Source organism: Pseudomonas sp. NFPP07 (genome assembly GCF_900115645.1).
GTDB classification, from domain to species: domain Bacteria; phylum Pseudomonadota; class Gammaproteobacteria; order Pseudomonadales; family Pseudomonadaceae; genus Aquipseudomonas; species Aquipseudomonas chlororaphis.
The window spans coordinates 800399-824843 of record NZ_FOXG01000001.1 but is presented as its reverse complement, the minus strand read 5'-3'; the positions used below and the strand labels follow the sequence as shown (position 1 = coordinate 824843).

The 24445-nt window shown below is 60.1% G+C and carries 22 protein-coding genes and 1 CRISPR repeat array; of the genes, 7 read left to right on the top strand and 15 right to left on the bottom strand.

The window, feature by feature from the left end; translation table 11 throughout:
- The first annotated feature begins 6 nt into the window (after nt 1-6).
- The 4 genes from BM019_RS03885 to BM019_RS03870 all read left to right on the top strand — a co-directional run bounded on the left by BM019_RS03885 (nt 7) and on the right by BM019_RS03870 (nt 3515).
- Entirely contained in the window at nt 7-963 is a 957-nt protein-coding gene (locus tag BM019_RS03885; protein ID WP_092417660.1) for a fatty acid desaturase family protein, read from the top strand.
- Between the two features lie 48 nt (nt 964-1011).
- Complete coding sequence (locus tag BM019_RS03880; protein ID WP_009045475.1) at nt 1012-1509, top strand: HIT family protein; 498 nt, start codon at nt 1012-1014, stop codon at nt 1507-1509.
- Between the two features lie 112 nt (nt 1510-1621).
- Complete coding sequence (locus tag BM019_RS03875) at nt 1622-3127, top strand: flavin-containing monooxygenase (protein WP_092417659.1); 1506 nt, start codon at nt 1622-1624, stop codon at nt 3125-3127.
- A 4-nt stretch (nt 3128-3131) separates the two neighbouring features.
- Nucleotides 3132-3515, top strand: coding sequence for a hypothetical protein (locus BM019_RS03870; protein ID WP_092417658.1), 384 nt, complete (start codon nt 3132-3134; stop codon nt 3513-3515).
- A 357-nt stretch (nt 3516-3872) separates the two neighbouring features.
- Here the strand turns inward: BM019_RS03870 and BM019_RS03865 are convergent, their stop codons facing one another.
- On the bottom strand, nt 3873-5147 hold the full coding sequence (locus BM019_RS03865) for a glycoside hydrolase family 68 protein (RefSeq protein WP_009045472.1): 1275 nt from the start codon (nt 5145-5147) through the stop codon (nt 3873-3875).
- A 411-nt stretch (nt 5148-5558) separates the two neighbouring features.
- On the opposite strand from BM019_RS03865, the gene BM019_RS03860 reads away from it, so the two are divergent.
- The gene (locus BM019_RS03860; protein WP_092417657.1) at nt 5559-6380 is read left to right on the top strand and encodes an amidohydrolase family protein; all 822 of its coding nucleotides are present in this window, start codon (nt 5559-5561) and stop codon (nt 6378-6380) included.
- A gap of 9 nt (nt 6381-6389) precedes the next feature.
- On the opposite strand, the gene BM019_RS03855 is transcribed toward BM019_RS03860, so the two are convergent.
- From BM019_RS03855 to cas1f, 8 genes are all read right to left on the bottom strand, one after another.
- Complete coding sequence (locus BM019_RS03855; protein WP_092417656.1) at nt 6390-6629, bottom strand: hypothetical protein; 240 nt, start codon at nt 6627-6629, stop codon at nt 6390-6392.
- Nucleotides 6630-6776: 147 nt separating this feature from the next.
- Entirely contained in the window at nt 6777-8027 is a 1251-nt protein-coding gene (locus BM019_RS03850; protein WP_092417655.1) for a 2-aminoadipate transaminase, read from the bottom strand.
- Between the two features lie 165 nt (nt 8028-8192).
- Nucleotides 8193-8941: a CRISPR direct-repeat array (repeat unit 28 nt; unit sequence TTTCTAAGCTGCCTACACGGCAGTGAAG).
- Nucleotides 8942-9071: 130 nt separating this feature from the next.
- Nucleotides 9072-9635, bottom strand: coding sequence for a type I-F CRISPR-associated endoribonuclease Cas6/Csy4 (gene cas6f, locus BM019_RS03845; RefSeq protein ID WP_092417654.1), 564 nt, complete (start codon nt 9633-9635; stop codon nt 9072-9074).
- 3 nt (nt 9636-9638) lie between these two features.
- Nucleotides 9639-10661 carry a type I-F CRISPR-associated protein Csy3 gene (gene csy3 / locus BM019_RS03840; RefSeq protein WP_092417653.1) on the bottom strand — a complete coding sequence of 341 codons (1023 nt, stop codon included), beginning with the start codon at nt 10659-10661 and terminating at the stop codon, nt 9639-9641.
- 32 nt (nt 10662-10693) lie between these two features.
- Nucleotides 10694-11686, bottom strand: a complete 993-nt coding sequence (gene csy2 / locus BM019_RS03835) for a type I-F CRISPR-associated protein Csy2 (protein WP_092417652.1) — start codon at nt 11684-11686, stop codon at nt 10694-10696.
- Entirely contained in the window at nt 11679-13118 is a 1440-nt protein-coding gene (gene csy1 / locus BM019_RS03830) for a type I-F CRISPR-associated protein Csy1 (RefSeq protein WP_204840174.1), read from the bottom strand. Before csy1 ends, csy2 begins: the two co-directional genes overlap by 8 nt.
- Nucleotides 13119-13470: 352 nt before the next feature.
- Nucleotides 13471-16890: a type I-F CRISPR-associated helicase Cas3f gene (cas3f, locus tag BM019_RS03825; protein WP_092417650.1), complete on the bottom strand. Its 3420-nt coding sequence runs from the start codon at nt 16888-16890 to the stop codon at nt 13471-13473.
- A complete protein-coding gene (gene cas1f, locus BM019_RS03820) occupies nt 16887-17864 on the bottom strand; it encodes a type I-F CRISPR-associated endonuclease Cas1f (protein ID WP_092417649.1) in 978 nt (325 codons plus the stop codon). The genes cas3f and cas1f overlap by 4 nt, the downstream gene beginning before the upstream one ends.
- Before the next feature lie 271 nt (nt 17865-18135).
- Here cas1f and vapB point away from each other — a divergent pair, with 271 nt between their 5' ends.
- Both vapB and vapC read left to right on the top strand, forming a co-directional pair.
- Nucleotides 18136-18366 (top strand): type II toxin-antitoxin system VapB family antitoxin, encoded by a 231-nt coding sequence (vapB, locus tag BM019_RS03815; protein ID WP_092417648.1) that lies wholly within the window; start codon nt 18136-18138, stop codon nt 18364-18366.
- Nucleotides 18366-18764, top strand: coding sequence for a type II toxin-antitoxin system tRNA(fMet)-specific endonuclease VapC (vapC, locus tag BM019_RS03810; RefSeq protein WP_092302509.1), 399 nt, complete (start codon nt 18366-18368; stop codon nt 18762-18764). Before vapB ends, vapC begins: the two co-directional genes overlap by 1 nt.
- Before the next feature lie 57 nt (nt 18765-18821).
- Here the strand turns inward: vapC and BM019_RS03805 are convergent, their stop codons facing one another.
- The 6 genes from BM019_RS03805 to BM019_RS03780 all read right to left on the bottom strand — a co-directional run bounded on the left by BM019_RS03805 (nt 18822) and on the right by BM019_RS03780 (nt 24307).
- Complete coding sequence (locus tag BM019_RS03805; RefSeq protein WP_092417647.1) at nt 18822-20771, bottom strand: alkaline phosphatase D family protein; 1950 nt, start codon at nt 20769-20771, stop codon at nt 18822-18824.
- Between the two features lie 137 nt (nt 20772-20908).
- Nucleotides 20909-21439, bottom strand: coding sequence for a hypothetical protein (locus BM019_RS03800; protein WP_037004977.1), 531 nt, complete (start codon nt 21437-21439; stop codon nt 20909-20911).
- Entirely contained in the window at nt 21436-22167 is a 732-nt protein-coding gene (locus tag BM019_RS03795; protein ID WP_092417646.1) for an alpha/beta hydrolase family protein, read from the bottom strand. The genes BM019_RS03800 and BM019_RS03795 overlap by 4 nt, the downstream gene beginning before the upstream one ends.
- A gap of 3 nt (nt 22168-22170) precedes the next feature.
- The gene (locus BM019_RS03790) at nt 22171-22668 is read right to left on the bottom strand and encodes a PAAR domain-containing protein (RefSeq protein ID WP_092417645.1); all 498 of its coding nucleotides are present in this window, start codon (nt 22666-22668) and stop codon (nt 22171-22173) included.
- Between the two features lie 588 nt (nt 22669-23256).
- Nucleotides 23257-23532 (bottom strand): VHS/ENTH/ANTH domain-containing protein, encoded by a 276-nt coding sequence (locus BM019_RS03785; RefSeq protein ID WP_092417644.1) that lies wholly within the window; start codon nt 23530-23532, stop codon nt 23257-23259.
- Entirely contained in the window at nt 23519-24307 is a 789-nt protein-coding gene (locus tag BM019_RS03780; RefSeq protein WP_092417643.1) for an MlaA family lipoprotein, read from the bottom strand. The genes BM019_RS03785 and BM019_RS03780 overlap by 14 nt, the downstream gene beginning before the upstream one ends.
- Between the last annotated feature and the right edge of the window lie 138 nt (nt 24308-24445).

The following is a 24445-nucleotide window of genomic DNA, read 5'->3' as shown; positions in this document are numbered from 1 at the left end:
CAATTCATGAATCATTCAACCCACCACGCCACCGAGGACGAACTGCGGCTGGCCAAGCGCGCCGAACTGCGGGTCGACCGCGAGCGCCAGGCCCAACTGCAGGCACTGATGCAGCCGCAGCCGCTGAAGTTCGTGCTCTGGTCGGTGCTGCATGTGCTGGTCTGGTGCGCGGCGGCGCTGTACATCCTGCTCGGCGACAACCCCTGGGGCCTGGCGCTGGCGGTGCTGGTGCTGGGCAACCAGCTGCATGCCTTCACCGTGCTGCAACACGATTGCGGGCATGCCAGCGGCTTTCGTTCGGCGGCGCTGAACCTGTGGGTCGGGCGCTTCATGGCCTGGTTCATCGTGTTCCCGTTTTCCTCCTTCACCGAGTGCCACAAATACCATCACCGCTACCTGGGCGACCCGGACAAGGACCCCGACGACTGGAACTACACCGGCGGGGTGAAGTGGATGTTCCTGCGCATCGCCGTGTTCGTGCCGCGCTTCATCTACTTTTCCCTGGTGCGCTACGGCAAGGCGGTGCGCAACCGGGTGCTGCGCGAGCTGGCGTTCAATCTGCTGTCGCTGGCGGCGATCGGCGCCTGGTGCTACAGCCAGGGGCTGATGCTGCAATTCGTACTGATTTTCATCGTGCCGCTGCTGTTGCTGGCGCTGGTGATCAACCCGATTTCCCGAGGCTACGAGCACTTCCCCATGGCCACCCTGGCGGTTGGCGACCCGCAGCGCCTGGACCTGGCGAAGAACACCGTGACCGTCAGCGACCGGCTGATCGGCCTGCTGTGGGCCAATATCAATTACCACGTCGAGCATCACATCTACCCCGGCGTGCCCTTCGTCAACCTGCCGCGGCTGGCGGCGCTGCTGGACAACAAGCCCTATTTGCGCGACCGCTGGCTGCTGGCGCGGATGTTCGCGCGACGTCCGGTAACAACTTGCGCCGAACCTCGGCGAGCGGCGTGAGCTACATTTACAGCGCCCGAAGGAGCGCCACCCACCGAGGATTCACGGATGACCTGTATTTTCTGCCAGATCGCGGCCGGCGAATTGCCCAGTGCCCTGGTCTATCGCGACACCCACTGCATGGCCTTCATGGATGTGCATCCGCTGGGGCAGGGGCACTTGCTGCTGATCCCGCTGGCCCATGTGGAAAAACTCGAGCAACTGCCCACGGTCATCCGCCAGCACCTGTACCAGGTGTTCGATACCTTGCTCGCCGCCCAGCGGCGTGCCGGCTTCGGTGTGGAAGGCACGCACCTGATCGTCAACGACGGCAAGGCCACCAACCAGCACATTCCCCACGCCCACCTGCACCTGGTGCCGCGGCAAAGGGGCGATGGGCTGGGTTTCGGCCTGCGCATGTTCATGCACTTCACCGGCCTGTTCGGCCGCCGCACGCCCCTGCAGACCCTGCGCCGACAGGCCCTGGTGATTGCCGCCGAGCTCGACCCGCAGGCGCTGGAGAACCTGGCGCACCGGACCAGCAGGCTGCACGCAACGTCAACCTAACCGCCAGGGCCGGTGAGCGGCCCACCCTCGATCCACAGAACTTCGGAATGAACAGCCGTGCATGCGCTGCGGGCGGTTTCGCCCGGCGTTTGTGCCGCCAGGAGTCAGGAACATGAGTGCGCTACTTCAGGAGCAGGCCGACCCCGCGCGGGTCTATCGGGTCGTGATCATCGGCGCCGGCTTCTCCGGCATCGGCATGGCGATCAACCTGCGCCAGCGCGGCGAACAGGACTTCCTGATCCTCGAACAGGAAGCCGGCGTCGGCGGCACCTGGTGGGTCAATCAGTACCCCGGCTGTGCCTGCGATATTCCTTCCCACCTCTATTCGTTTTCCTTCGAGCCCAACCCCGACTGGTCGCGGCGCTTTTCGCCGCAGCCGGAGATCCGCGACTACCTGCGGCGCTGCGCCGGCAAGTATCAGGTGCTGCAACATTGCCGCTTCAACACCGCGGTCACCGGCCTGCGCTGGCTGGAAGAGCGCGCCCTGTGGCAGGTGACGGATGCCCGTGGCGGCGTGCGTTTTGCCCAGGTGGTGGTGGCCGGCACCGGGGCCTTGTCGACCCCGGACTATCCCCGACTGCCGGGGCTTGAGCGCTTCAAGGGCCGGATCTTTCATTCCCAGCATTGGGACCATGACTACGTCCTGGCCGGCAAGCGGGTGGGGGTGATCGGCACCGGCGCCTCGGCGATCCAGTTCGTGCCGCAGATCCAGCCGCAGGTGGCCAGCCTGGCGGTGTTCCAGCGCACGCCACCGTGGATCATCCCCAAGCCGGACCGGGTGTTTTCCACGACTGCCCAGCGTCTGCTGCGGCGTTTTCCCGCGGTGCAGCGGCTGTTGCGCGGGCTGATCTACACCGCCCATGAAACCCGGGTATTGGGCTTCGTGTTCAACCCGCGGCTGATGGCCCTGCACAAATGGCTGGCGCTCAACCTGCTGCGGCGCCAGGTCAAGGACCCGGAACTGCGCCGGCGCCTGACCCCGGACTACGCCATCGGCTGCAAGCGCATCCTGCTGTCCAACGATTATTTTCCGGCCCTGGCCCAGGCCAATACCCGGCTGGTCACCAGCGGCATCCGTGAAGTCACCGAGGACGCGCTGATCACCGTCGACGGCCAGCGCCATGCCCTGGACGCGTTGATCTTCGGCACCGGCTTCAAGGCGCGCACGCCGTTCCCGGCGGGGATGATCCTCGGGCGTGGCGGGGTGGACATAGTCAACACCTGGCAGCAGGGCAGCGAAGCCTACAAGGGCACCACGGTCAGCGGCTTTCCCAATCTGTTCCTGTTGATGGGGCCCAACACCGGCCTGGGGCACAACTCCATCGTCTACATGATCGAGTCGCAGATCGCCTACATCCTCGGCGCTCTGGACACCCTGCAACGCCTGGGCGTGACCAGCGTCGATGTCGATCCGCAGGCCCAGGCGCGCTTCAACCAGGGCCTGCGCCACCGGCTGCGCGGCGCGGTATGGAGCGTCGGCCGTTGCCAGAGCTGGTACATGGACCCCGACAGCGGGCGCAACGTCGCCCTGTGGCCGGGGTTCAGCTGGCAGTTCCGCCAGCAGACCCGTTATTTCGACGCCGAGGTCTATCGCCTCACATCGCACCCCAAGGAGTGAAACCATGAGCCATCCGGGCAAGAGCGTGTTTGTGTTCGGCCTGTACATGTTGGTGCTGGGCGCCGCGTTGGTGCTGGCGCCGAACCTGTTGTTGCCGTTGTTCGGCTTCGCCCTGACTGATGAGGTGTGGATCCGGGTGATGGGCCAGTTGGCCTTGTACCTGGGCGTCTATTACGTCTGGGCCGGCTACACCGAGCGGCGCGAGTTCATGGCCCTGACGGTGGTGATCCGTCTGTCGGTGCCGGTGTTTTTTGCCGCCTTCGTCGCCGCCGGGCTGGTGTCGCCGGTGCTGTTGCTGCTGGCCTTGCCGGACCTGTGCGGCGCGCTGTGGACCTGGCGCTCGCTGAAATCCCCGATGGCTTCCCGCCAGCCATTGGGGGACGCTTGAGCCGGTGCTGTGTATCGAGCACTCGCCAGTTAACCTTGGTGGGGTATTTCTGATGGCCACGCGGTTTTCGCTGGAGCGCCGTCGCGGAAAGAGGAAGGGGCCCGGGTATGGCGCCAGGTCAAGAGCGAGAGCCAAGCCTGGGTGGGAGGGGGAGCAATGCTGGCCAGGGGGCAAGCAAGAAGGAAAGGAGCAGAACTGGCTACATCCGTGTAGCCAGTTCCGAAGGGTCGGTACTACGCATTGTTCAATGAAGCTCCTGAGCAAAGTCGCAGTGAGCCAGGCGGGATACCTCGATTCATATCCATAACGGGTTCTTCATCGAACTCGAACCCGCTGCCTGAACGCCCTGTGTCGCTATTACTTGAGCGTTACATCGAGCATCGGCGGGATGTAACCGTAGTCGTACTCGGCCACCACGAAGGTCTGTTGCCCTTTGATCTTGATCCCGACCGTCGGTGCTTCGGTACCGCCGATACGAATCTGCGTGCCGCTTTCGTCGGTCGGTACGCTGTCGATAAAGGAGGTCACCAGGCCGTTGGGCATCACACAGTGCGAGTAGGTCTGGAACGGCTGGGAGGACGGGTTGCCCAGCACCAGGCCGGAACCGTTCAACGGCACGTAGGGACCGAACAGCGAGTCGGCGACAAAACCGTACACCCCGTCCGGCCCGGTCACGCCGTCGGCATAGGTGAAGGTGTGGCTGATGGTGAACAGGTAGTACTTGCCGTCCTGGAACACGAAGTGCGGGCGTTCGGTCTGGTCGTTGACGCCGACCGCGGTCAGCAGCGGCGGCAGCATTTCCCAGTCGTCGCCGTCTTCGTCACGGGCCACGGCGATACCGACACAGGCGGTCTGGAAACGGGAGTTGCCGACGTCTTCATAACCTGGCGGCACGTCGCCGATTTCTGCTTCGCCCACTTTGTGCGAGCCGCGCTCGCCGGCCACGTTGCCTTCGAACAGCATGTACAGCTTGCCGTCGTTGGGGTCGCGGAACGGCCATGGATCGCGGAAGCCCCAGAAGGGGTTCTGCGCTTCGGTCTGGTACATCTTGCCGTCGGCCTCGAACAGCGGCTTGACCTTCTCGAAACCGACCATGCTGACGCCATGCTCGGTGGTCACTACCCGGCCGCGCACCTTGACGATGGTCGCACCCGGCGTGACGGCGGTGTAGTACAGGTCCACTTCACCCTGTTCGTTCAACAGGATCGGCGTGCCGGCCCATTCGCGAGCCGTGGGCGAAACCCCTTCGGCCATCACCCGGCCACCCAGTTCCCAGTCCTTGCCGGTACGGGAAAACCAGTAGTACATCTTTGCCCGGCCGTGGCGGTCGTTCCAGTCGCGGGTGATGTCGTAGTTGCCGTTTTCGTCGATGTACTGCGGGTCGTTCGGATGACGATCCGCGGTCAGGGTGAAGATCACCGACCAGCCGTCGACGGAGGTCACGTTACCGTCCAGGTCGCGCAGCGGCATGGTGTCCCAGATGAACACCTCGTTGCTCAGTACCGGGAAATCCGCACTGACCAGTGGCTGGGTCGTGGTGGGATCGTCCGCATGGACTTTCAGCGCATCGGCGCGAGTCCAGAGGCTGGGTTGATGGGGTGTTTTGCCGAATTTTTCAGTGTTGCTTTTCATAGGTAATACCTCGTCCGTGAATGGATTCACATAAATGTTCATCAAAAAATACTGTATGTGCATACAGCAATTTCACCTTAAGCGAGGCGGTTTTTTGGGTCAAGAATAAATTTGCATTTATGCATATTTGCTGTTTTTGCTGAAGCTGATACGTTTCAGCTCGTTCTGTTTCTAGAAGTTCGTTTTCGGCTCGATCAACGACGATGCCTGCAAAATGCGCGCTTGAAACCGCTGGTCGGTCCGAGGGCGCAGAAGGGGAAAAGAGGGAGGCGGAACAAGGTCAAGGGCGGGAGTCGAGCCTGGGCGGATCGGTCAATGCCGCCGAGCGCTGCGAACATTGTCGCTGCAGTGGCGCGGACGTAGCCTGAGCCCTTCGTCGCCTGGATCACCGTCAGCAGAGGGGATAGGTCAATGAAGGGTGCTATCGACGCATGGGCGCAACCGGCCAACGGCCGGGCGCGGCAGTTGTTGCCGGAAGTGGCGCGGCTGTTCGAGAAATCCGGTTCGGCGCACTTGCTGGACCAGCCGCTGAGCATCGAGCAGACCGTCGAGCTGATGGACCAGGCCGGGGTCGAGAAGCTGATGCTGGCGGCCTGGTGCCGGCCGGAGCGCTGGGTGTTCAGCAACGATGAAATCTCCGCGTTCACCCGCGCCTATCCCGAGCGCTTCGTCGGCGTGGCCACGGTGGACCTGAGCCGGCCGATGGCGGCGCTGGCCGAGCTGGAGCGGGCGGTGGACGAGCTGGGCTGCAAGGCCCTGCGCATCGTGCCCTGGCTGTGGAAACTGCCGCCCAACCACCGCCTGTACTACCCGCTGTACGCCAAGTGCGTGGAGCTGGGCATTCCCTTCTGCACCCAGGTCGGCCACACGGGCCCGCTGATGCCTTCGGAAACCGGGCGGCCGGTGCCTTATCTGGATGAGGTGGCGCTGGACTTCCCGGAACTGCAAATCGTCGCCGGGCACATCGGCCACCCCTGGACCGACGAGATGATCGGCCTGGCCTGGAAGCACGACAATATCTACATCGACACTTCGGCCTACCTGCCGGCCTATTACCCGCCGCAGCTGCTGCATTTCATGCGCACCTACGGACAGGACAAGGTGTTGTTCGGCAGTAATTTCCCGCAGCTGCCGTTCGCCAAATGCATGCAGCAGGTCCAGGCCCTGGAGCTGCCGGAGCCGGTGCGGGACAAGTTCCTGCAGGGCAATGCGCGGCGGGTATTCGGCTTGTAGCGCGGCGCCTCAGGTGTGGTCCTGGTAGCGGCGCCGGCTGAAAAACAGCGAGCTGCCCATGGCCACCAGCGCCACGGCAATCAGCCCGGCATCGATCTCGCCCAGCATGGGCGGCAGGAACAGAATCCACAGCAGCCCGGCGAGGCCCAGGGCCAGGCCTGTCCACTTCCTCAGCGGGTAAGGCTTCATCCAGTAATACAGCGGCGTCAGCAGCAGGTAGACCAGCACAAAGGGAATGTACTGTTTCACGAGGCTTGCTCGCCGCGGCCGAAGACTCCTGGGCTGGCGGCCGTGGGCCGCTCTCTGTAGCTGGGACACGTCATGTTGCACTTCCTTGTCGATGGCATGAGGCGGGCCAGTGTCCATGGCGAGCGGCTTTTGTGCAAACGCGTGGTGTCATGCCAACCGCGCCAGGCAGCCCTCGAGAATATCCAGCCCTTCTTCCAGCACCTGCGGTTCAATGGTCAGCGGCGCCAGCAGGCGGATGATGTGCCGCGACTTGCCGCTGGGCATCAACAGCAGGCCGGCGTCCCGCGCGGCGCTGAGCAGTGCGCTCAGTTGCTCCGGGGCCGGCGAGCCGTCGGCCTTGACCAGCTCGATGCCACGCATGGCGCCGACCCCGGTCAGGCGCCCTAGATAAGGTGTCAGGCGCTCGGCCCGCCAGCGCTGGTAGCGGCTGACGATGGCCTGCTCCTGGCGTTCGCCCCAGGTTTGCAGGTTGTGGTCGCTCATCTCGTCCAGGGTCGCCAGGGCTGCCGCGCAGGCGATGGGGTTGCCGGAATAGGTGCCGCCCAGGCCGCCCTTGGGCAGGTTGTCCAGCAGCGCCTTGCGCCCGAGCACCGCGCCCAGCGGCACACCGCCGCCGATGCTTTTGCCCAGCAGGACCAGGTCCGGTTCGATCCCCAACCGCGAGAAGGCGAACCGCTGGCCGGTGCGGCCGAAGCCGGACTGGATTTCATCGGCGATCAGCAGGATGCCTTGTTCATCGCAGAAGCGTCGCAGGGCACGGGCGAACTCGACGTCCAGGGCCAGGAAACCGGCCTCGCCCTGCACCGGCTCGACAATGAAGCAGGCCACTTCGGCGACGTCGATCTCCACGCTGAACAGCCGGTCCATGGCCTTCAGCGCCTCCTCGCAGGTCACGCCGTTGTCCGCGCTCGGGTAGGGCAGGTGATACACCGGGCCGGGCAGCACGCCGATCTTCTGCTTGTAGGGCGCGACCTTGCCATTGAGGTTGAGGGTGGCCAGGGTGCGGCCATGGAAACCGCCATCGAAGGCGATCACCGCGGTGCGCCCGGTGGCGCCCCGCACGATCTTCAAGGCGTTCTCAGCCGCCTCCGCGCCGCTGTTGGTGAGCATGCCGCTGACCGGGTAACTCAAGGGCACGAAGCGCGCCAGCCGTTCCATGAACTCCACATAGGGCCCATGGGGCGCCGCGTTGAACGCGTAGTGGGTCAGCCGGGTGGCCTGCTGCTGGATCGCCACCACCACCCGCGGATGACAATGCCCCAGGTTGAGCACGCCGATCCCACCGACGAAATCGATGTAGCGCTTGCCATTCTCGTCCCATACCTCGGCATTCCTGCCGTGGCTCAGGCGGATGGGGTGAACGATGGAAATCGACTGGCTGATGCTTTCGCTGCTCATGGGCTAAGGGCTCTGTCTGCCTGGAACATGCGGGCTATCTAAGCCAAGAGCGGGGTGGGGCCGCAAACGAAATAAAGTGCGGGGGTCAGTATGAAAATTCCGGATGTTGGATTGGGGGATGGTCGAGAAGGTGTTGAGAGCGAGTTGTTTGAACTGGCTGAGATGGGGAGAGACTGCCTACACGGCAGTGAAGGACAGCAAGTAGTCGGTACGAGTGGCCACCACTTTCTAAGCTGCCTACACGGTAGTGAAGCGCTGCCACCGCATCGGTGGCAGAAGTGAAAATTTCTAAGCTGCCTACACGGCAGTGAAGCTGCTCGCCGCTGGCGCGGGCGGGGCCTGGAATTTCTAAGCTGCCTACACGGCAGTGAAGTCGACCCGGTGATGGGGCTGAACAATGCGTTTTTTCTAAGCTGCCTACACGGCAGTGAAGGAGCGCCAGAATTACTACGGCCAGGTGGAGAATTTCTAAGCTGCCTACACGGCAGTGAAGCCGGTCAGCTCTGCGATTTCTCGCGATGACATTTTCTAAGCTGCCAACACGGCAGTGAAGACACCCTCGACGAACTGGATATGTATCCCTATTTTCTAAGCTGCCTACACGGCAGTGAAGATCAATCGGGCGCTGACGAGCGGCCCTCCCGTTTTTCTAAGCTGCCTACACGGCAGTGAAGTAGGAGGAACGCGCAGTGGAACCGTTTGTTTGTTTCTAAGCTGCCTACACGGCAGTGAAGGTAGAGAACGGCGGCATTGAAGCGCTGGCTAATTTCTAAGCTGCCTACACGGCAGTGAAGGCTGAGCAACAGACTGGGTTTCCGGACTCTGTTTTCTAAGCTGCCTACACGGCAGTGAAGCGTTGAAGGCGACCAAACCGGCTCTCTGTTGTTTTCTAAGCTGCCTACACGGCAGTGAAGTAGACCCCTCCCTCCATAACCCCACGTTCTTAAAGAGAAAACCCTTCAAAACCAGGTTTACATGCTTTTTTCGAGGCCCCCTGTAACTCATTGATTTTACAAGGGGCTTTGTCAGATGAAAAAAAGAGGGTCAGAACCAGGGGATGGTTGCCGTCGTGCTCAGACCATAGCTGCCAAAACTGCCTGGCTGCGGTGTATCGAGCAGTGGGCCGTGGCGAATGAACAGGCGGAAGGTCTGGCCATTGCTGTGGCTGCGCAGGTTGGCGAAGGGCAGGTCGCAGCGTTTTGCGGCGTGGTCGGGAATCCGTTGACGGGCTTCTTCTTCGCTAATCCCGTGACGCTTGACCAGGCGTCGACGAGCACGCTCGGGGTTGCTGTCTATCTGCACACGGCTGACATGTCGGTATTGCACCTGGCTGGGCACCGCACAGGGCTCGCCCAGTTGCACGTGATCGCGCATGCCCGTCAGCCAGTTCAGCGCCAACAGGCTTGCCAACGCTTGAGGACTACCATGCAGGCGCAGGTGTGAACCGAGACTATGACCCGAGCGTTCGATGCCAGGGAAACTGATGCCGATGTCGTCGCGGCGCAGGTCATGCAGGCCTCTGTGCAATTTGGCCAGCAAGGCACTCATCAGCTGTGTCGCCGCGAACTCAGGGTCGGGGAGCAGTTTCAGGTCGATGTAGTGGTCCATGGTTCAACCCGCCTCACCGAAGACCCCACCGCGGATCAGGGTAGCGATGACGTAGTGCTGCTGTTCCAGCTCGGGCACCTTGTCTTTCAGGACCCAGCCGTCAAGCAATGTGTAGAAGTCATCGTTGGTCTTGCGTGGCTGCCGATAGGCTTTGCCCTGGGTCGTGACCGAGCCGTAGGGTTCCACGGCGATCGGGCCATTGATCCCGGCTTCCTGGTACCAGGTATCGATGCTGCGGATAGCGTTACCGATTTTTTGCGAATGGATGCCGGCCACCCCCTCTACGTCATACAAGGTTTTGCTTTTGTCGCCACGACCGCGATCCAGGATCAGTTCCTGCGAGGGGAACACTTCCTGGCCGGCCCCCATGCGGACATAGGCGGTGATACCCAGCAGGACATGTTGCTCGCCTGCCAGGCCGCTGGCGATCAACTGCGTCAACTCGGCCAGGTGCTGTGCACTTTCAGGGGCAGCATTGAAGTCACGCAGGGACAGGGCCAGCCCATCGAATGTCCATTGAGTGGCTGCCTGGCCGTCGACCAGATGAGCCACCTGGACTTCCACCTGTTCGGCACCGATACGGTTGCGCCACAGAAAGCGACCGTTGGCCAGGTTATGTGCGTAGCGTCGGGCCAGTTCAGCGAAACCGTTGGCATCCACGTAGCTTTTCACCGTGGCGAGCAGTTTCTGCCGGTAGTCGAAGTCGTTGCAGGCGGATGGCTGGCCGGTCCCACCCAGCACGCGCAGGGTAAAACTGACGCGCAAGGTATCGCTGTCATGAGGCAGGGCGGCCACGTCAACGGTCTGCAGATTGGGGCTTTCGATGGCCGCATCCAGCTTGGCGGGATCCTGGTCCTTGGCTTTCAAGCGATTGGAGATGGTGCCGCGCACCGACTTCTCGCGGATCGCGACAGGCGTCCAGTGTTCAGGAGATTGCCAGCTACCGGCATGGAACAGCGCGTCAGAAGGGTCGAGCTTGCGCTCGAAGGCGAGAACGGAAGCGGTTTTGAGAGTGTCGTTGGCCATGGTCAAACATCCTTTATGAAATGGGCAATGGGTCAGTCGAAGGCGTATATCGGTGTCGGTTGGTAGTCGTTGTGGCAGCGATACAGACCGTTCTCGGGTTGCGAGCCGGCGTACCAAAGCAACTGTTGCGGCGAGTGCAGGCGATGGGGGCTGATCCACTGGCCAATGCCGTACAGGCTTTCAACGAAGCGAAAGGCGGTTTGCTCATCGCGGGCATGGCTGACCGTGCCGGGCGGTTGCAACTCGTCCAGGGCGCCATAACCGACAGGAATCGGCACGATCCAGCCGAGCCCCTCGCGATCGTTACTCCAGGTCACTGGCTTGGCTGGGTTGTCGTCCTGGTCGGCTGGCGCGTTGCGCCAGTTGATTCGGGACAGGGAGAGCCAGGCGTCCAGCCTCGAGGTTTCAGGATCGTTTGCCAGAAGTGTTTGATACCGCTGCTCCAGCAAGTCCTGCCGATCTACCAGGACAAAACCTGGTAACAGCCGTAGCTTGGCGCGCTCGAACAAGGCCTGGCGATCGGCCTCGGTGCCGGTCAGTCGCACCATGTAGGGTTGCTGTCGGCGGTGAGCTATGTCGTTGGGGATCACGCTGCCCCCGGCGATACGCATCTGCAGGAGCAGGTCCCGTACCTGGCGTGCGACGGACGCAGCAGCGTGTTGATCGGCATTCAGCACGACGCTTTGTACAGCCAGCACCAGACTGACTTCCAGGTGGATGCGGCCTTCCTCGACGATGGCTGCTGTACTGCCATCTCGATTGATCGGGTTACGGGTCAAACGAAAGGCGTGGACGAAACCGTCGTCGGTAACCTGTTCCTGATGCCGGTGAGCGACTACGCCGACCGCGTTGAATTGCAGATCCAGGCCAATGGCGGAAGTCTTGCGCTCCAGGGCCCACATCAAACCGAGAAAGGCGCTGATCGATGGAAAACCGTGGGTCAGCGGGCTGGAAATGGCATTGGCGTTTTGCACTCGCAGGTGGGGGATGACCAGCAGGTGATCGAAGTGTGGGCACTCAGCCATGGGCGATGTCCTTTTCGTCATTCAGCAATGCGGTATGGCGGGGCAGCAGATAGTCGGCGTCGATCATTGCCTGCCTGGCCCAGTGAGCATGTTCGGCATCGCCGACGGGGAGACCCCGTTGCTGGAGAATGGCGTTCAGCCAGTTACCGAAACGATGAGCCACCTGGCTTGGCCAGTCCCCTGATTCAATGGCCGAGGCAAAGGCTTGATCTTCTTCGAGGTGGTCTTCGCGCAAAGGCAGTTCGGCTCGCAGAGGGTCGAGCCACAGCTGTTCGCACAAGGGCAGCCGGCAGTCCGGGTGGCGGGTCCAGCCCGGTTCGAATTGCTCGCGGTGGGTCAGGCCAAAGGCGGCCAACGCCTGGGCCAATGCCTGTTCGATACGCTCACGGCGCAGGCGGGTGGAGGATGTTGGCTTGGGGGCACTTTCCAATAATGCGCACAGCGCCAGGATAAGTTCGTTCACATCTTCGAACCTGCGCAAACGTTCGAACACCGACGAGATGGAAAGAAAGTGCTTCAGTTGACCTTGTTGCCACTGTGGCGGCATGGAGGCCAGCAGATAGTTCACACCACCACGCTCGCTGTTGAGCTGGCTGATGTTCTGAGGCTTGGTCCCGCCGAGTTTGCGTACCACCAGGTTGCGATAGTCGCGGTAAATACCGATGTGGGGTTGGTTGTTGCGTTTGGCCAGGCGTGCAGCCTTGTTGTTTTCGCCAAAGCGGGCTTCGTTGATATCGGTGTGCACGGCATGGACCAGGCTACTGGGGAACAAGGGTTGCAGCAGGTGAAAGCCGGTATCGTCGGTCGGCTCGCCGGAGACGCTCCAGTAGACTTGTTTGGCCATGCCGTGGGAGGTCGGCTTCCCGCTTGAACGAATCAACCCCTTGAACGACATGGCCCATTCATGGGCGACCTTCGGGTCGCCGTCCAATGCGTTCAGCAGGTCGCTGTCGTTGTCCTGTAGCCAGTCCAGCAAGCGCCGTCCTTCGACTTCCAGCTTGAGGAATTTGTAGACGTCCAGGGCTGCCGCGTTACCGACCACATCATCGACATAGTCCTGGCCCAGCACATGGGTGCCAATCTCGCTGTGCGAGGGCAGCGATTGCGGGATCACATGCAGGCTGCTACCCCGTGCATCAGGGTGGGTGGCCTTGAGTACATGGGTCACGGCTTGAATCTGCGCTACTCGACGGGCGGCGTCGGCCAGCCATGTGGCGTAAGCGTATTTTTCGGCTGTCGCTGGATCGGCATCGCTGCCCTTGAGCTTGGCTTCTCGTCGTTCGTGGATAAATGCGCTGATTGCGTTGTGGAAGAGGTGTACGCGAAGTGTCTGATCAGGTCCTTCTGTCATAAAGAGAATCCATGCAGATTGTTTGGGTGGTGAGCCACTCAGTAGGTTTTTGTAGGTGTTGGCGGTCAGATCATGTCGCAATCAGCTCCATTGTTCTATCGGTGGCGACCGCTCTAACAGCAACTTGGGAATTGAAGTGAGGGTTGCTCAGACTTTTCTGTTGTGTAAACCATTCGGAGAGCTGAAGTGCTGGCAAGCTTACGGAGCACTGCTTAAATGCTGGGGGGATGATTTCCCTTCACTGCCGTGCCGGTAGCTCAGAAACACAACCCACGGATTAAAAGTCCGCTGCTCTATATTCACTGCCGTACAGGCAGTTCAGTCACTTGATTGGGCCTTTTTCAGTACCAGGGCGTGCTCTTTTACCAAACAGATTTCAGGTTGGGCCAGCTATGTGACTGCTGCCAAGTTGACTGGTACTGATAGCCCAGCTTTAGCTGCTTCTTTTTTTCGCAAACCCCAGCATCGGGTGATAACGCCAGCCGTAAGTGCTTTCAGGCACGCTGACTGGTGTAAAACGTTCGGCGCAGATCTGTAGCGAGAGCCCTTGGGCTTCCGCTTGCCGGGTGAGTAGATCCATCAGTTCATGCTGGCCCCAGGGGGTAATACGCGGACCTGGTTGCAGGCTGAGGTCGATAAGGTCTATCTGGCTGCCTTGTACTGGAACGTAAAGCGCCGGTTTGCCGTAGTCAGGTTTCTCATGGATACGGTTTATGACGAGGTGCTCCTGGTCTTCATCCGGTAGAAACACCAACTCTGTTTCGCGCGCGGTATTTTCGCGAAAAGGCTGTTGTTGTGGCAGCACCCAGGTCAGAGCGGCCTGGGGATATTGCCAGGCGCAGGCTGCGTCCAATTCGAATACCTGGGGTTTGACTCCGCGCCGAATGGGCTGTTGAGCCAGGCTGCGGTCTTTGGGCAGCATCTGCTCAGCCAGTCGTGCGTGTTCCAGATCCACCAGGCTCTGTTTGGGTTGCCAGGTGTGTGGCGGGCGCGATTGGATACGCGGGATGGCCGTGAGTGTCTGGTATTCCGACTCCTGCAGCAGTTTGCCCAGCCGATGAGTGGCCAGTCGAAAGGGATGTTCGACCGGGCTGTTGTCCTGTTCAAAACCCGGCTTGATGAAGGCCGCGGCAGGCTGACCATCTTTGCCATTGGTTTTCTCGAAGTGCCGCAGATTGGTGTCGAAAATGAAAATATTCGGCGCCCGGCACGGCTGATTGCGGTGTCTCTGAATGCGCCCCGCCAGTTGGATCAGTGAGCGCATCGACGAAGGTTCAACGATGGCCCAGTCATAGTCATGGTCTCGGCCCACCTCTGTGACTGGTGACCCCAGAACCACGAACAGGTGGTTGGATTCAGGAAAACCATCGATGGCCTGGCGAATCTCCGGCAAGTCATACACGGCTTGCGGGTCGCGCCTGTTCAACGCGTTGTCCAACTGCTGTTCGATGGCCGAGCGCAGCAACAGCGGGAAGCGTGAATGGTAGACGCAAAGATGCACCCGGTAGTCTTCGCCAGCCCCCAGCTTTAAAAGTTCGAGGGCAACGTCGAACAGCGGTTCGATGTTGGCCATGCGCACCAGTCCGAAGCTCACCCGTTTACCGCTGCGCGGGCAGTTTTCTGCGTGACGATTGTGAGCCAGTTGCATGGCTTCCTGTATGTGCCTGGCGAATATTTGGCGAATGACTTCTTTGGTGTTCGTTTCGATCTTCAGGGGCAGGAGCTCAGCGCATCGTCGTGGTTCGACTTTTTCGAGTGCCTTTATCCGGCGCTGTACGAACTGCGTGTGGTTGTCGAGGAAGCACTGAGCATCACTGCAGGTCGTGCTGTGGGTATTGAATTCATCCACCCACAGGCATGGAATTTCAATGCGCGATGCGCCTTGTTCACCATCCACCCCGCGATTGCGTTGGTAGTGGCGGCGGCCGGCCCGGTAGGCCTGGAACATACCGTCCAGCAGTGATGGTGGCAGCGTGGCGGAAGACAGCAGGACCCGAGTGCCGAGCAGGCCGGCCCAATGGATCAGGCGAGTCAGGGCGGGCAGGTCCGCCAGATCGAAATCATCCAGCTCATCCAGCACCAGGTCGCTGCTCATCATGCGCAGCATGGGCGCAATTTGCCGCCCGGCACGTTGGGCTTCGGTTGCCGGCATCAGGTGGTCGATGGTGCAGACCAGCATCGGGGCTGCGAGCAATGAAGCAATACGAGGGTTGTCCATGGCTTTGGAGAGCAGGCCATGATCAGCAAGCTGTCCCTCGTACAGCACATGACTGTCTTCATCGATCAGTTGTTGTATCGAGGCAGAACCTGTCAGCTCCGCCTCTGCCTGGAAGTACTCGAACAATGTGCGGCTGGCTGCGCCTCCGACCTGAACCGCCAATTCGTCTTCGCCCAGGTGCAGATCCTGGCGATAGCTATTCGCGGTTTGCAGGGTCAGGGTGCGCAGGCCCAGGGCGAAGGTGCAACGCATGCCGAAATGGGGATCGGCCAATGCATACATGATGCGGGCATTGGCCAGGGTCTTGCCGCAACCGGTGGATGCCATATTGATGATGAAGCCACCGTTCGTGCTTGCGTGGTTGCGCAGGCTGGTGGCGGCATCGGCTGCCTTGTCTTGCCAACGGAAACGTTCCGAGTTGCTGCGTTTTTTCAGGCCGCGATGGCGGGCCAGGCGCGGTAAATGGCGCTCGAAGCCTGGCAGGCCATGAACGATGCCGGTGCTCAGGCGCGCAACGCCCAGCAAGTGCTCGTCGAGTGGTTGCTTCAGGCTGCCGTCGGAGTCGGTATTGGCATACAGCTTGCCCAGGTTATCGCCGTGAACCCTTTGTCTGGAGTCACGCTTGAGCGCGGAATAGTGGTGGTCGGCAAGCATCAGGCTCATGCGCGCAAGGTGCATGACGTAAGGGTTGGACAGCCAGTCGCCCTTGCCTGCCTTGTTTCGCAGAACCAGCAGTTGGCTGGCGACTTTCGCTGCCTGTGCTCGCCATTTGGGGAATGTCACCGGCAGTGCATGTTCAAACTGCCAGTAGGTTGCAATCTCGCCTGGATCAGCTGTACGGCTGGATTCGTTCCACTCGTGGGTAATCCCGTCGAGCAGATTGTCCAGCTGGCTGGGGTTGAATGTTTTGGACTTTTGCCCGAGCCGGAGTTGTTGGATTCCCTGGTCATCCCAGGCAGGAAGAACCGGTAAACGGTGATGGCTGACCACCAGCCAGGCAATCGCCGCAGCCAAAGGTGGCAATTGACGAAAAGGCGGGGCGGTATTGGCATCCAGCCCGTCACGCTGATAACGGTCTTTGGCCAACCAGGTGGCATCATCATCTGCCGTTGGTGCTATCAGGCGGTTGAGCCAGGTTTCGTCGTCGTCATGACCGACAAATGCCTGGAATAAACGCAGTGACACCCATTCATGACGATAAAGGTTCTTTTGCATGGAGGGCTGGCGCAAGCGGGCCTGGAACGCCACGCTGGCTTTTCCCAGGTCGTGCAGCAGCGATGCCAGTTGTGCCAGCAACCTGATGTCTTGCGCCGTGTGCCAGTCGTTCTCGTCTTCTTTACGAAGGATATTGCGCTGGGTGATGTTGGTCGGCACGGCGCCTTGCTCGTTGAAGCGGCTGGCGTCGCCGACTATCCACAAGAGTTCGCTGTGATCGAGGCCTCTGATCCAGTGGCAGGCCACTGCCGTGTTGCGTCGCGCCGTTTTTTTCAAGAGGCGGCGCAGGGTGTCGAGGCCGGCTTGGGTGATTGGCGTTTGCCAGGTACGTTCGCCACGGCGTTCGGCGAACTGATCGAGGATACGACGGGTTTCGACCAGCGCTCGCTTGTCACATTGGCAGATCAGCAGGATGTTCAAGAAACAGCTGCTCCCAGTTGCTGGGCGACGTCCTTGAGACTGTCGATCATGAAATCCAGGGCTTCACTGCGTGTCAGGTTTTCAATGCAGGCCTGGCGAAAGGCCTGTTCATCATCGCCGCGGATGGCGCTAATGAACGCCTGAGGCAGAATGAGCCCGTCTTTCACCAGATCCGCCACATCGAATACCAGGCCTCCGCGGCGGGTCTTGCCATGCAGTACGGCCAGGCCGTGGGGCAATCCGAGCACCCAGGTGGCGGTCGCTGCGAGTCCGTAGGCGAGGTAATTGCCATGGTCGAGGAATCGGTTGGCAGGATCGCTACCCCCACCGCGTTTAGCACGTACAAAGTCGCCGTACTGGGTTGCCTCTGCCGCCAGTTTGAACAGGCGTTTGGTCAAGCGCGCTTCTTCAGTTAGCAGAAACGTATGGTCGGGCGCTGCGTTCAAGGCATTCAGCGATTGGGTCAAGGCGTTATCGAGCAAAGCTGGAGCTATCTGAAACCCGGCTTTGGCGAAGGCCCCTCGATCCCCCCAATGCCGTTGAATATGTTCGAGCCGCAGTCGTTGAAAGGCTTTGGCTGCTTCCAGACGCAGCCTGTCGTCGAACCAGAAGGCTACCCAGCGTTGAAGGTACTCGGTGGGGCGATATTCGCTTTGCGGGGAGAACCAGGCGACCTCGATATCCATTTCGTTTGCGCTGAACAGAGGCGTTCCACCCCCTCCGCAAAAACCGACCAGTACGCCTGCCCTGGCCAGTTCGCGCATGGCTGCCTGGGTAATGGAGGTGCCTGTGCCCAGCAGCACTGTCGTGGTGTTGGCGATCGGGATATTCCAGTACAGCGACTGTTTGCCGGCATCAGTCACATATTCGACCCGGCCGCCGTTCACCAAGACCCGGCAATGCTGCAGGTAATAGATATTGGCGCGTTTGGAGTGAAGGATCGTTTTGAGATCCGAAGGGCTGATTTCTTCCATGTTTGAATCGCCAGGTGCGTCCGTTCAATAAGCAGTGGGGATTAGTGCGAGGGAGATAGTGTGCCTTCGCTTTTTCGTTTGCAAAGCTTGAGTTCGAGAAGGAGACAGATTCAAGCGGCTTGAGGCATGCGCATACTTTTCGGGCCGGAAGCCGGTATGCACCTGTCACCAGCTGCTGTATCGCTTGTCGGGAATGTAGGGATATACCTTGGACATATCCACGCTGCTCGATAGACTGGATATACATCAGGCATATCCCGGAGGTGGGCTTATGGAGCAAGGGTCAGTATTCAAAAGTAACCGTAGCCAGGCGATTCGAATGCCCAAGGCAGTGGCTCTCCCTGACGACGTGACACGGGTGGATATCGTTGCGGTAGGCCGTACCCGAATCATTACCCCGGCAGGGGAAGCCTGGGACAGCTGGTTCGAGGGCGAGTCGGTGAGCGCGGACTTCATGAGTGAGCGGGATCAGCCTGCGGAACAAGAGCGTGAGGCGTTCTGATGCTCAAGTACATGTTGGACACGAACATCTGTATTTTCACCATCAAGAACAAACCGGAGAAGGTTCGGGAGGCGTTCAATCGTCAGCACGGTCGGCTGTGCATCAGTTCGGTGACCTTGATGGAGCTGATTTATGGCGCAGAAAAATCAGCGGCTCCCGAGAGAAACCTGTCTGTTATAGAGGGGTTTGTGGCACGCCTTGAAGTACTCGCTTATGACTACGAGGCCGCTATTCACAGTGGCCAGTTACGTGCCGAATTGGCCAGGGCAGGTACGCCAATAGGTCCTTATGATCAACTGATTGCTGGCCATGCCAGGTCTCAGGGATTGGTATTGGTGACCAACAATGTGCGCGAGTTTGAGCGAGTGCCAGGGCTGCGTATTGAAGATTGGCTCTAAGTACGGCTGCTTGTTGCGGAGGGCGGGTCAAGGCACTGATAGGGCGGCAAACCAGTATCAGTCTTCCTCCGGCGCCAGCATCCGGGTTTTCGGCGCGCCATTGGCGTTGTGCTGGTAGATCTCCCGGGGTTGGCCGTTGTCGTTGAAGAATACCTGGCCAATGCCCGCCGAGTTCCACAGCCGTTCGCCGGCCTCGCGATGTTCGGGGCTGTAGGGCACCACTCGCATTAGCCGGCGGCGGGTGAACCAGTTCAACGGCGAGCGTGGCGAATACAGCCAGCGATTGAGACGGTCGAACCATTCCAGCAGGGTCGGTGGAAACTCGTTCTTGATGCCGCTGCTGGTGATCTGCCAGATCTGCGGGCCGCCCTTGCGGTGGCGGATCAGCACTTCGTAGACGAAGGAATAGTGCACGTCGCCGGAGAGGATCACGTAGTTACCCGGGGTGCGCGAGTGGCGGAAAATATTCAGGATCACCTGGGCCGCGCCGCGGTGCGCCATCCAGTTTTCCGCGTCCACCAGCAGTGGGTGACCGCACCAGCTGAAGACCTTCTGCACCGTCTCGATCAGCTTGACGCCGAACACCGGCGCCGGGGACACGATGATCGCCGACGGGTGATCCAGCAGTTCATGTTGCAGCTCGCTCAGCGCTTCCCAGTCGAGCAGGCCCGAGGGCTGCGCCAGGTTGAATTCGCTGCGCCAGCGCCGGGTGCGGGTGTCCAGCACCACCAGCGCCGGGGTGGTGGGCAGGGTGTATTGCCATTGCTGGAAGCGCAGTAATTCGTCGATCAGGGTGTCCTGGGTGGCGCTGTCCAGGTAGAGCGCATCGCCCTGGGCCTCGGCGCTCAGGGCGCGGGTGTGTTGCAGCGGCGTGGCGAAGGCATCCGGATTGTTGCCCCAGCCCTGGCACAGCATGTAGGCGATCAGCGCGTTGCCGATGATGCGTTTGGAAAACGGGTGGCCATAGGCGGTTTCTTCCCACTGGGCGCTGAGGTTCCAGTCGTCGGTGATGTCGTGGTCGTCGAAGATCATCAGGCTCGGCAGGTGGGCGAACACCCGCGCCACGCCATCCAGGCCCTTGGCGAAAGCCTCGATCCGCAGTTGTTCGCGCTGGTAGCGCTGCTGTTCCTTGGCATCCAGCTGCGGCGGTCGTGGATCGATCAGGCGCCAGGGCAGCGGCGACCAGACCAGCAGGTACATGGCCATGACTTCGGCGAAGGTCACCAGGTGATTGTCGGCGCTGCTGCTGGTGAAGATCGGCTTCTTCACCCCGCCGAAGAAACGCTCGCGCAGGGTCTCGTTGCTTTTCAGCGCCGGCAGCAATTCGGCGCGTTTGTAATAGCTGGCGCGGTGCCGGTAAAGCGCGGCGCTGTCGCTCACCACCGCGCCCTCCAGATGTTCGCCGAACAAACCCAGGCGCTCGATCAGCGCATGAATCGCCCGCAGCATCGGCCCGGCCACATCGTCGGCGTACACTTGGTCGCCGGTCATCAGCAGCAGGGCAGGGCGTTGCTGCGGATCGGCTGTTTCCGCCAGCAGGCGATCGACGCAAAGCAAACCCTCGTCCGCCGAATGATGGGGCTTGCGGCAGGAGCCGTGGACCAACTGCTGGATGCGGCTGTGCAGGACAAAATCCGGCTGCTGCTTTTGCCCATAGAGCAGATGCGGCGCCCACTCGGCGATCCCCGAACTGGAGCCGTCGGCGTTGGCGATCAGCAGGTCGTAGTCGATGGGCACATCGCAAGGCAGGGGATTGTCCAGCGGCAGGTCGATCAGGTGGATAAACGCGTGCTGGCCTACCGGGATGACCTGGCACTGCTCGGCGCTGAGCGGGTAGTCGCGGACTTGCGCCTCGCTGCCTGCCTGCAACCGCAGCGTCAGCTCCAGCGCCCGCGAGCCCACCAGCCACAGCACCAGCCGCGTGGGTTCCAGGCGGCGCAGCAGAGGGCCGGCGAGGACGCAGGGCAAGTCGATGCTGGAAGCGGTCGATGGCGACGGTTGAGACATGCAGGTTCGAGGCTCTTGCGGCAAACGGAGGCGTGGATAGTACCGCAGCCGATGTCGAAGAATTGTCAGCGAGTGCTCGGGTTGTTTAAGGGGGCGCCGCACAGAGGGGGGAAGAACTGTGCGGTGCTCGTAGGGGGTTACGGGGTCTCGGGTTTATTGATTTCCCGAAGGAGATCGGCAACGGGTAATTGCAAGGTGTTGGAATAGTAGGCTTTGTAGCCATAGGCGGTGATGACGGCTTTGCAGGGGATACTTTGTTTGTTGGCTAAAAGCTCATTCAGTTTACTTTGGGAAAGAAAAGTATTGGATTGTCCATTGTTGGGCGTTTCGTTAAGTGGTAGTCGAGTCGTGAAGTTAAATGCTGATGTTGAAGTTTGAATAGCATCCTCTTTAATCAAGCCGGCGGCATAGTACATGGGGGTATGACCAACGGATAGGTCTTGGTCATCACCTAAGGCACAGATGAAAAACGCTGCAGCTATCCCGTCTCTTGCACTCTCACCGTAGAGATTTAGTAGTTTTACGTTCGAGTTGTAATGAATGGTGTACAGCGGAAGATCATCTTTTCGTTCGATAGAGAGGAAAGTCAGATCGGCGATTACTTTTCCATGATCTTTGGCGCAGGATGAGCAAATAGCAATTAATAGCAGGAGTAGTATTTTTTTCATTTGCTGAACTCCTTTGTAATGGACTCGAAAATCAGGTCGCAAGCGGACTTTCGACCTGCAATGGCCCCTGTGAACATGCCGAGTGCATTAGCATGGTTTGTATTCATGCTTACATTGAGGTCAGGCCCGCTGCTTATTAACCATTTTTCCCCAAAGTTAGCGACGCCATCCGATCTATCGGGATTGGAGGGTGTGGCTTTGATGTTTATCCACTGCTCGGCGACGGGAGTTGGTACTGATCCGTAAATATCTGATCCGAGCCATACCAGTGCACCCTCGCCTACAGGGTCGAGAGTGACCAGCATTTTGATGGTGTAGCCCCAATTGGCCATGATGCTGGTCAGGTGCCCGCTATTCCAACCACCCAGGCTGTGGCCGATTATATAGATAGGGCAAGACTTATACGGAATGATATTCAGCACATTTTTTTGAATATCTTTTTTTCCTCTGATTTCATTGTACCCCAGCCACTCAGACCGGTACTTGCCTTGTAGCTGGAGTTGTACCGCCCGGTCATCTAGAGGTCTCTTTGCCTCATTGATGTTGGCATAGGGACCAGAAAAATAATAACTTTCCTTGTCCCCTGCACCCCCGACAAAAAACACAATGGCCTTGGTGCTTTCGATAGGAATGACTTTGTCACTCTTGTCTTTTTTATCTGTAAGCGTGTGCTCGGCTTTCAACTTGACGGGTTTACCGATCGCCGAGGTAATGGTGTTGGCTTCCATGCGTCACTCTTCCAAAAACAACTTGATGCTTTCTGCAACATGCGAGCTGATTTCATGGGTGAAACCAGCGGCGTCCGAAACCCCATGCTCAAGGCGCCCATCGGCCCGTTGGATCACGTAAGCATGATTGGGCATCGGTTCGCCCGTTACATCGTTCACCAGCTTCAAGCGGTCGGTGAAGTTCACCGGCATGGGCAGGAGCCCGGAGAAGGGGGCGTTGACCACCGTGTCGCCAATGATGACGGTGCCGGAGCCTCCGACGATGATGTTGCCGTGCCCGCCGGTGCTGTCCAGCGTGGCGGCGTTCAAGCCATTGATGAAAACAGTGCAGGAAACCGCCCCGGTTATCGGGCTGCCGCAAGCTGATTGGTCACTCTTTCGAGCGGCGGCCAGGCCGTCGAAAACGACATTGGGCGAACCCGTGACGATAGGGTTGGTGCCGTGGCCGGGAAGCGGGCAGGCGGTTGGGTCGCTGACGCGGGCAGCGGGTTTGCCACTCATGATCGGTCCTTGAAGTGTTGCGAGTCATCCATTTGGGGCGCGCATGATGCAGTAGCCGAGCAGGTTCTTCAAATCTGAATGCCCATCATCGGATTCAACTTTTAATCGATGCTCAGGCGTATGCGTTTCGTTGCCAGGTGCAAAAAACCCTCCGTCGGAAACCGAGGGAGGGCTGCACGCAAGACATGGTGAAACTACCTGTTTTTAATTATCGCCGGTCGGAGTTTTGAGGACCCAGTGGTTTTCCCCGTTGGGTGTCGGAGTCATGGTGTTACCAATGCCGAACGAGCGAGTGGAGCTCGGATTGCCAACCGGGTACCAGATTCCACCTTGTGGGCATTTTTCGCCGACTTCGGCGGTTGCGCCTGCTTTGAGTGCCATGTGTATTTCTCTTTGAGTGCCACCAGGATTAGTGACCTCCGAACCTTGACACTGCGCTTTTTAAAAACAAACCAAGGCAGAGTTATCTTCCTTTTTATAGGCTCTATCTGATTGATCCTGATTGAAGTGGCTTACACATAGCCTCAGATGAGGCGCTCTGGCCCACTTTTTCGGCGGTGGTACCCAAGGTAGGCACTTCGCTCGCCCTCAAGCCGGAACCTTTTGTTGCTCGATATTCTGCATCAACACCTGCGGTTCCCCCTGCTTGATCACCCAGCGGATCAACTCGGTCACGCTGATGCGGTGTTGGCGTTCGACCCATTCCAGGCCTTCGGGGCTGTAGTGCTCGCTGTAGCGGCTGAGGGTCAGGTGCTGCTGGTCGTCTGACAAGCGTAGGCTAACTTCGCGGCATTGCAGGGAGGCGTCGCCGTGTTTGGCCACGCGTTGCAGCAGGACTAGGGCGTCGGTTTCAGAAGTCATCATGAGTTGCTCCTTCACAGCGGTTTTTCGCGGGGCTGGTGGCACCTTGCTTGCCTTCCTGCACGAAGGCGGCGCGGTGTTCGGCGTTCACGTCGCGCAGGGCGCTGTAGTAGTCGGGCATGGTTTTCAGGCTGTCGGTCAGCGGCAGCAGGGCGGCGCGGCCGTCCACTACGCCGCCGACCATGGCGACGGTGCCCAGGGTCTGCACGGTGTCGCTGTTGTCGCCGAAGGGGGAGACCACGAAGTTGAGGATCTTGCCCACGGAGTCGCGGCTGTTGTCGGTGCCCAGCAGCGGCAGTTCGACGATGGGGCCGTTGCCGATGCCCCACACGCCGAAGGTCTGGCCGAAGTCGGCGGTGTGGCGTGGGATGCCGAGCGGGTCCGAGACGTTGAACAGGCCGAGCACGCCGACCGTGGTGTTGACCGCAAAGCGCCCCAGGCTGTTGACCGAGCGCTGTGGGTTGCCTTGCAGCAGGTCGTTGATGAAGACCTTGGGCTCGCCGAAGTTGCTCGCGAAGTTGTGCACGCCCTGTTGCATGAAGTCGGGCAGGTGGCGGTAACCGCGGGCGACCGGTGCCAGTGCGTAGTCGTCGACGGCCTTGTTGAAGGCGAACACGCCACGGTTGACCGGCTCGGCGGGGTCATAGATCGGATAGTCGACCTTCGCGCAGGCGGTTTGGGTAGTGGGGCCCGGGCTGGTACAGCCCGCCAGGTAGGACAGGGACAGCAGCAGGGCGGTATGACGAGGCAGGCGGGCGGAACACAGGAATGAGCGCATGGGCGGCGGACCTTGGGAACAGGGAGGCCGATGCTGGCATGGGCGTTTTGCTTAAAGATGTCTGCTTTATTGCGGGGTTGTCGGTTTGTTACCGCGTTGAAATATATGACGGGCCGCGTCCAATGGTTTTGAATGACA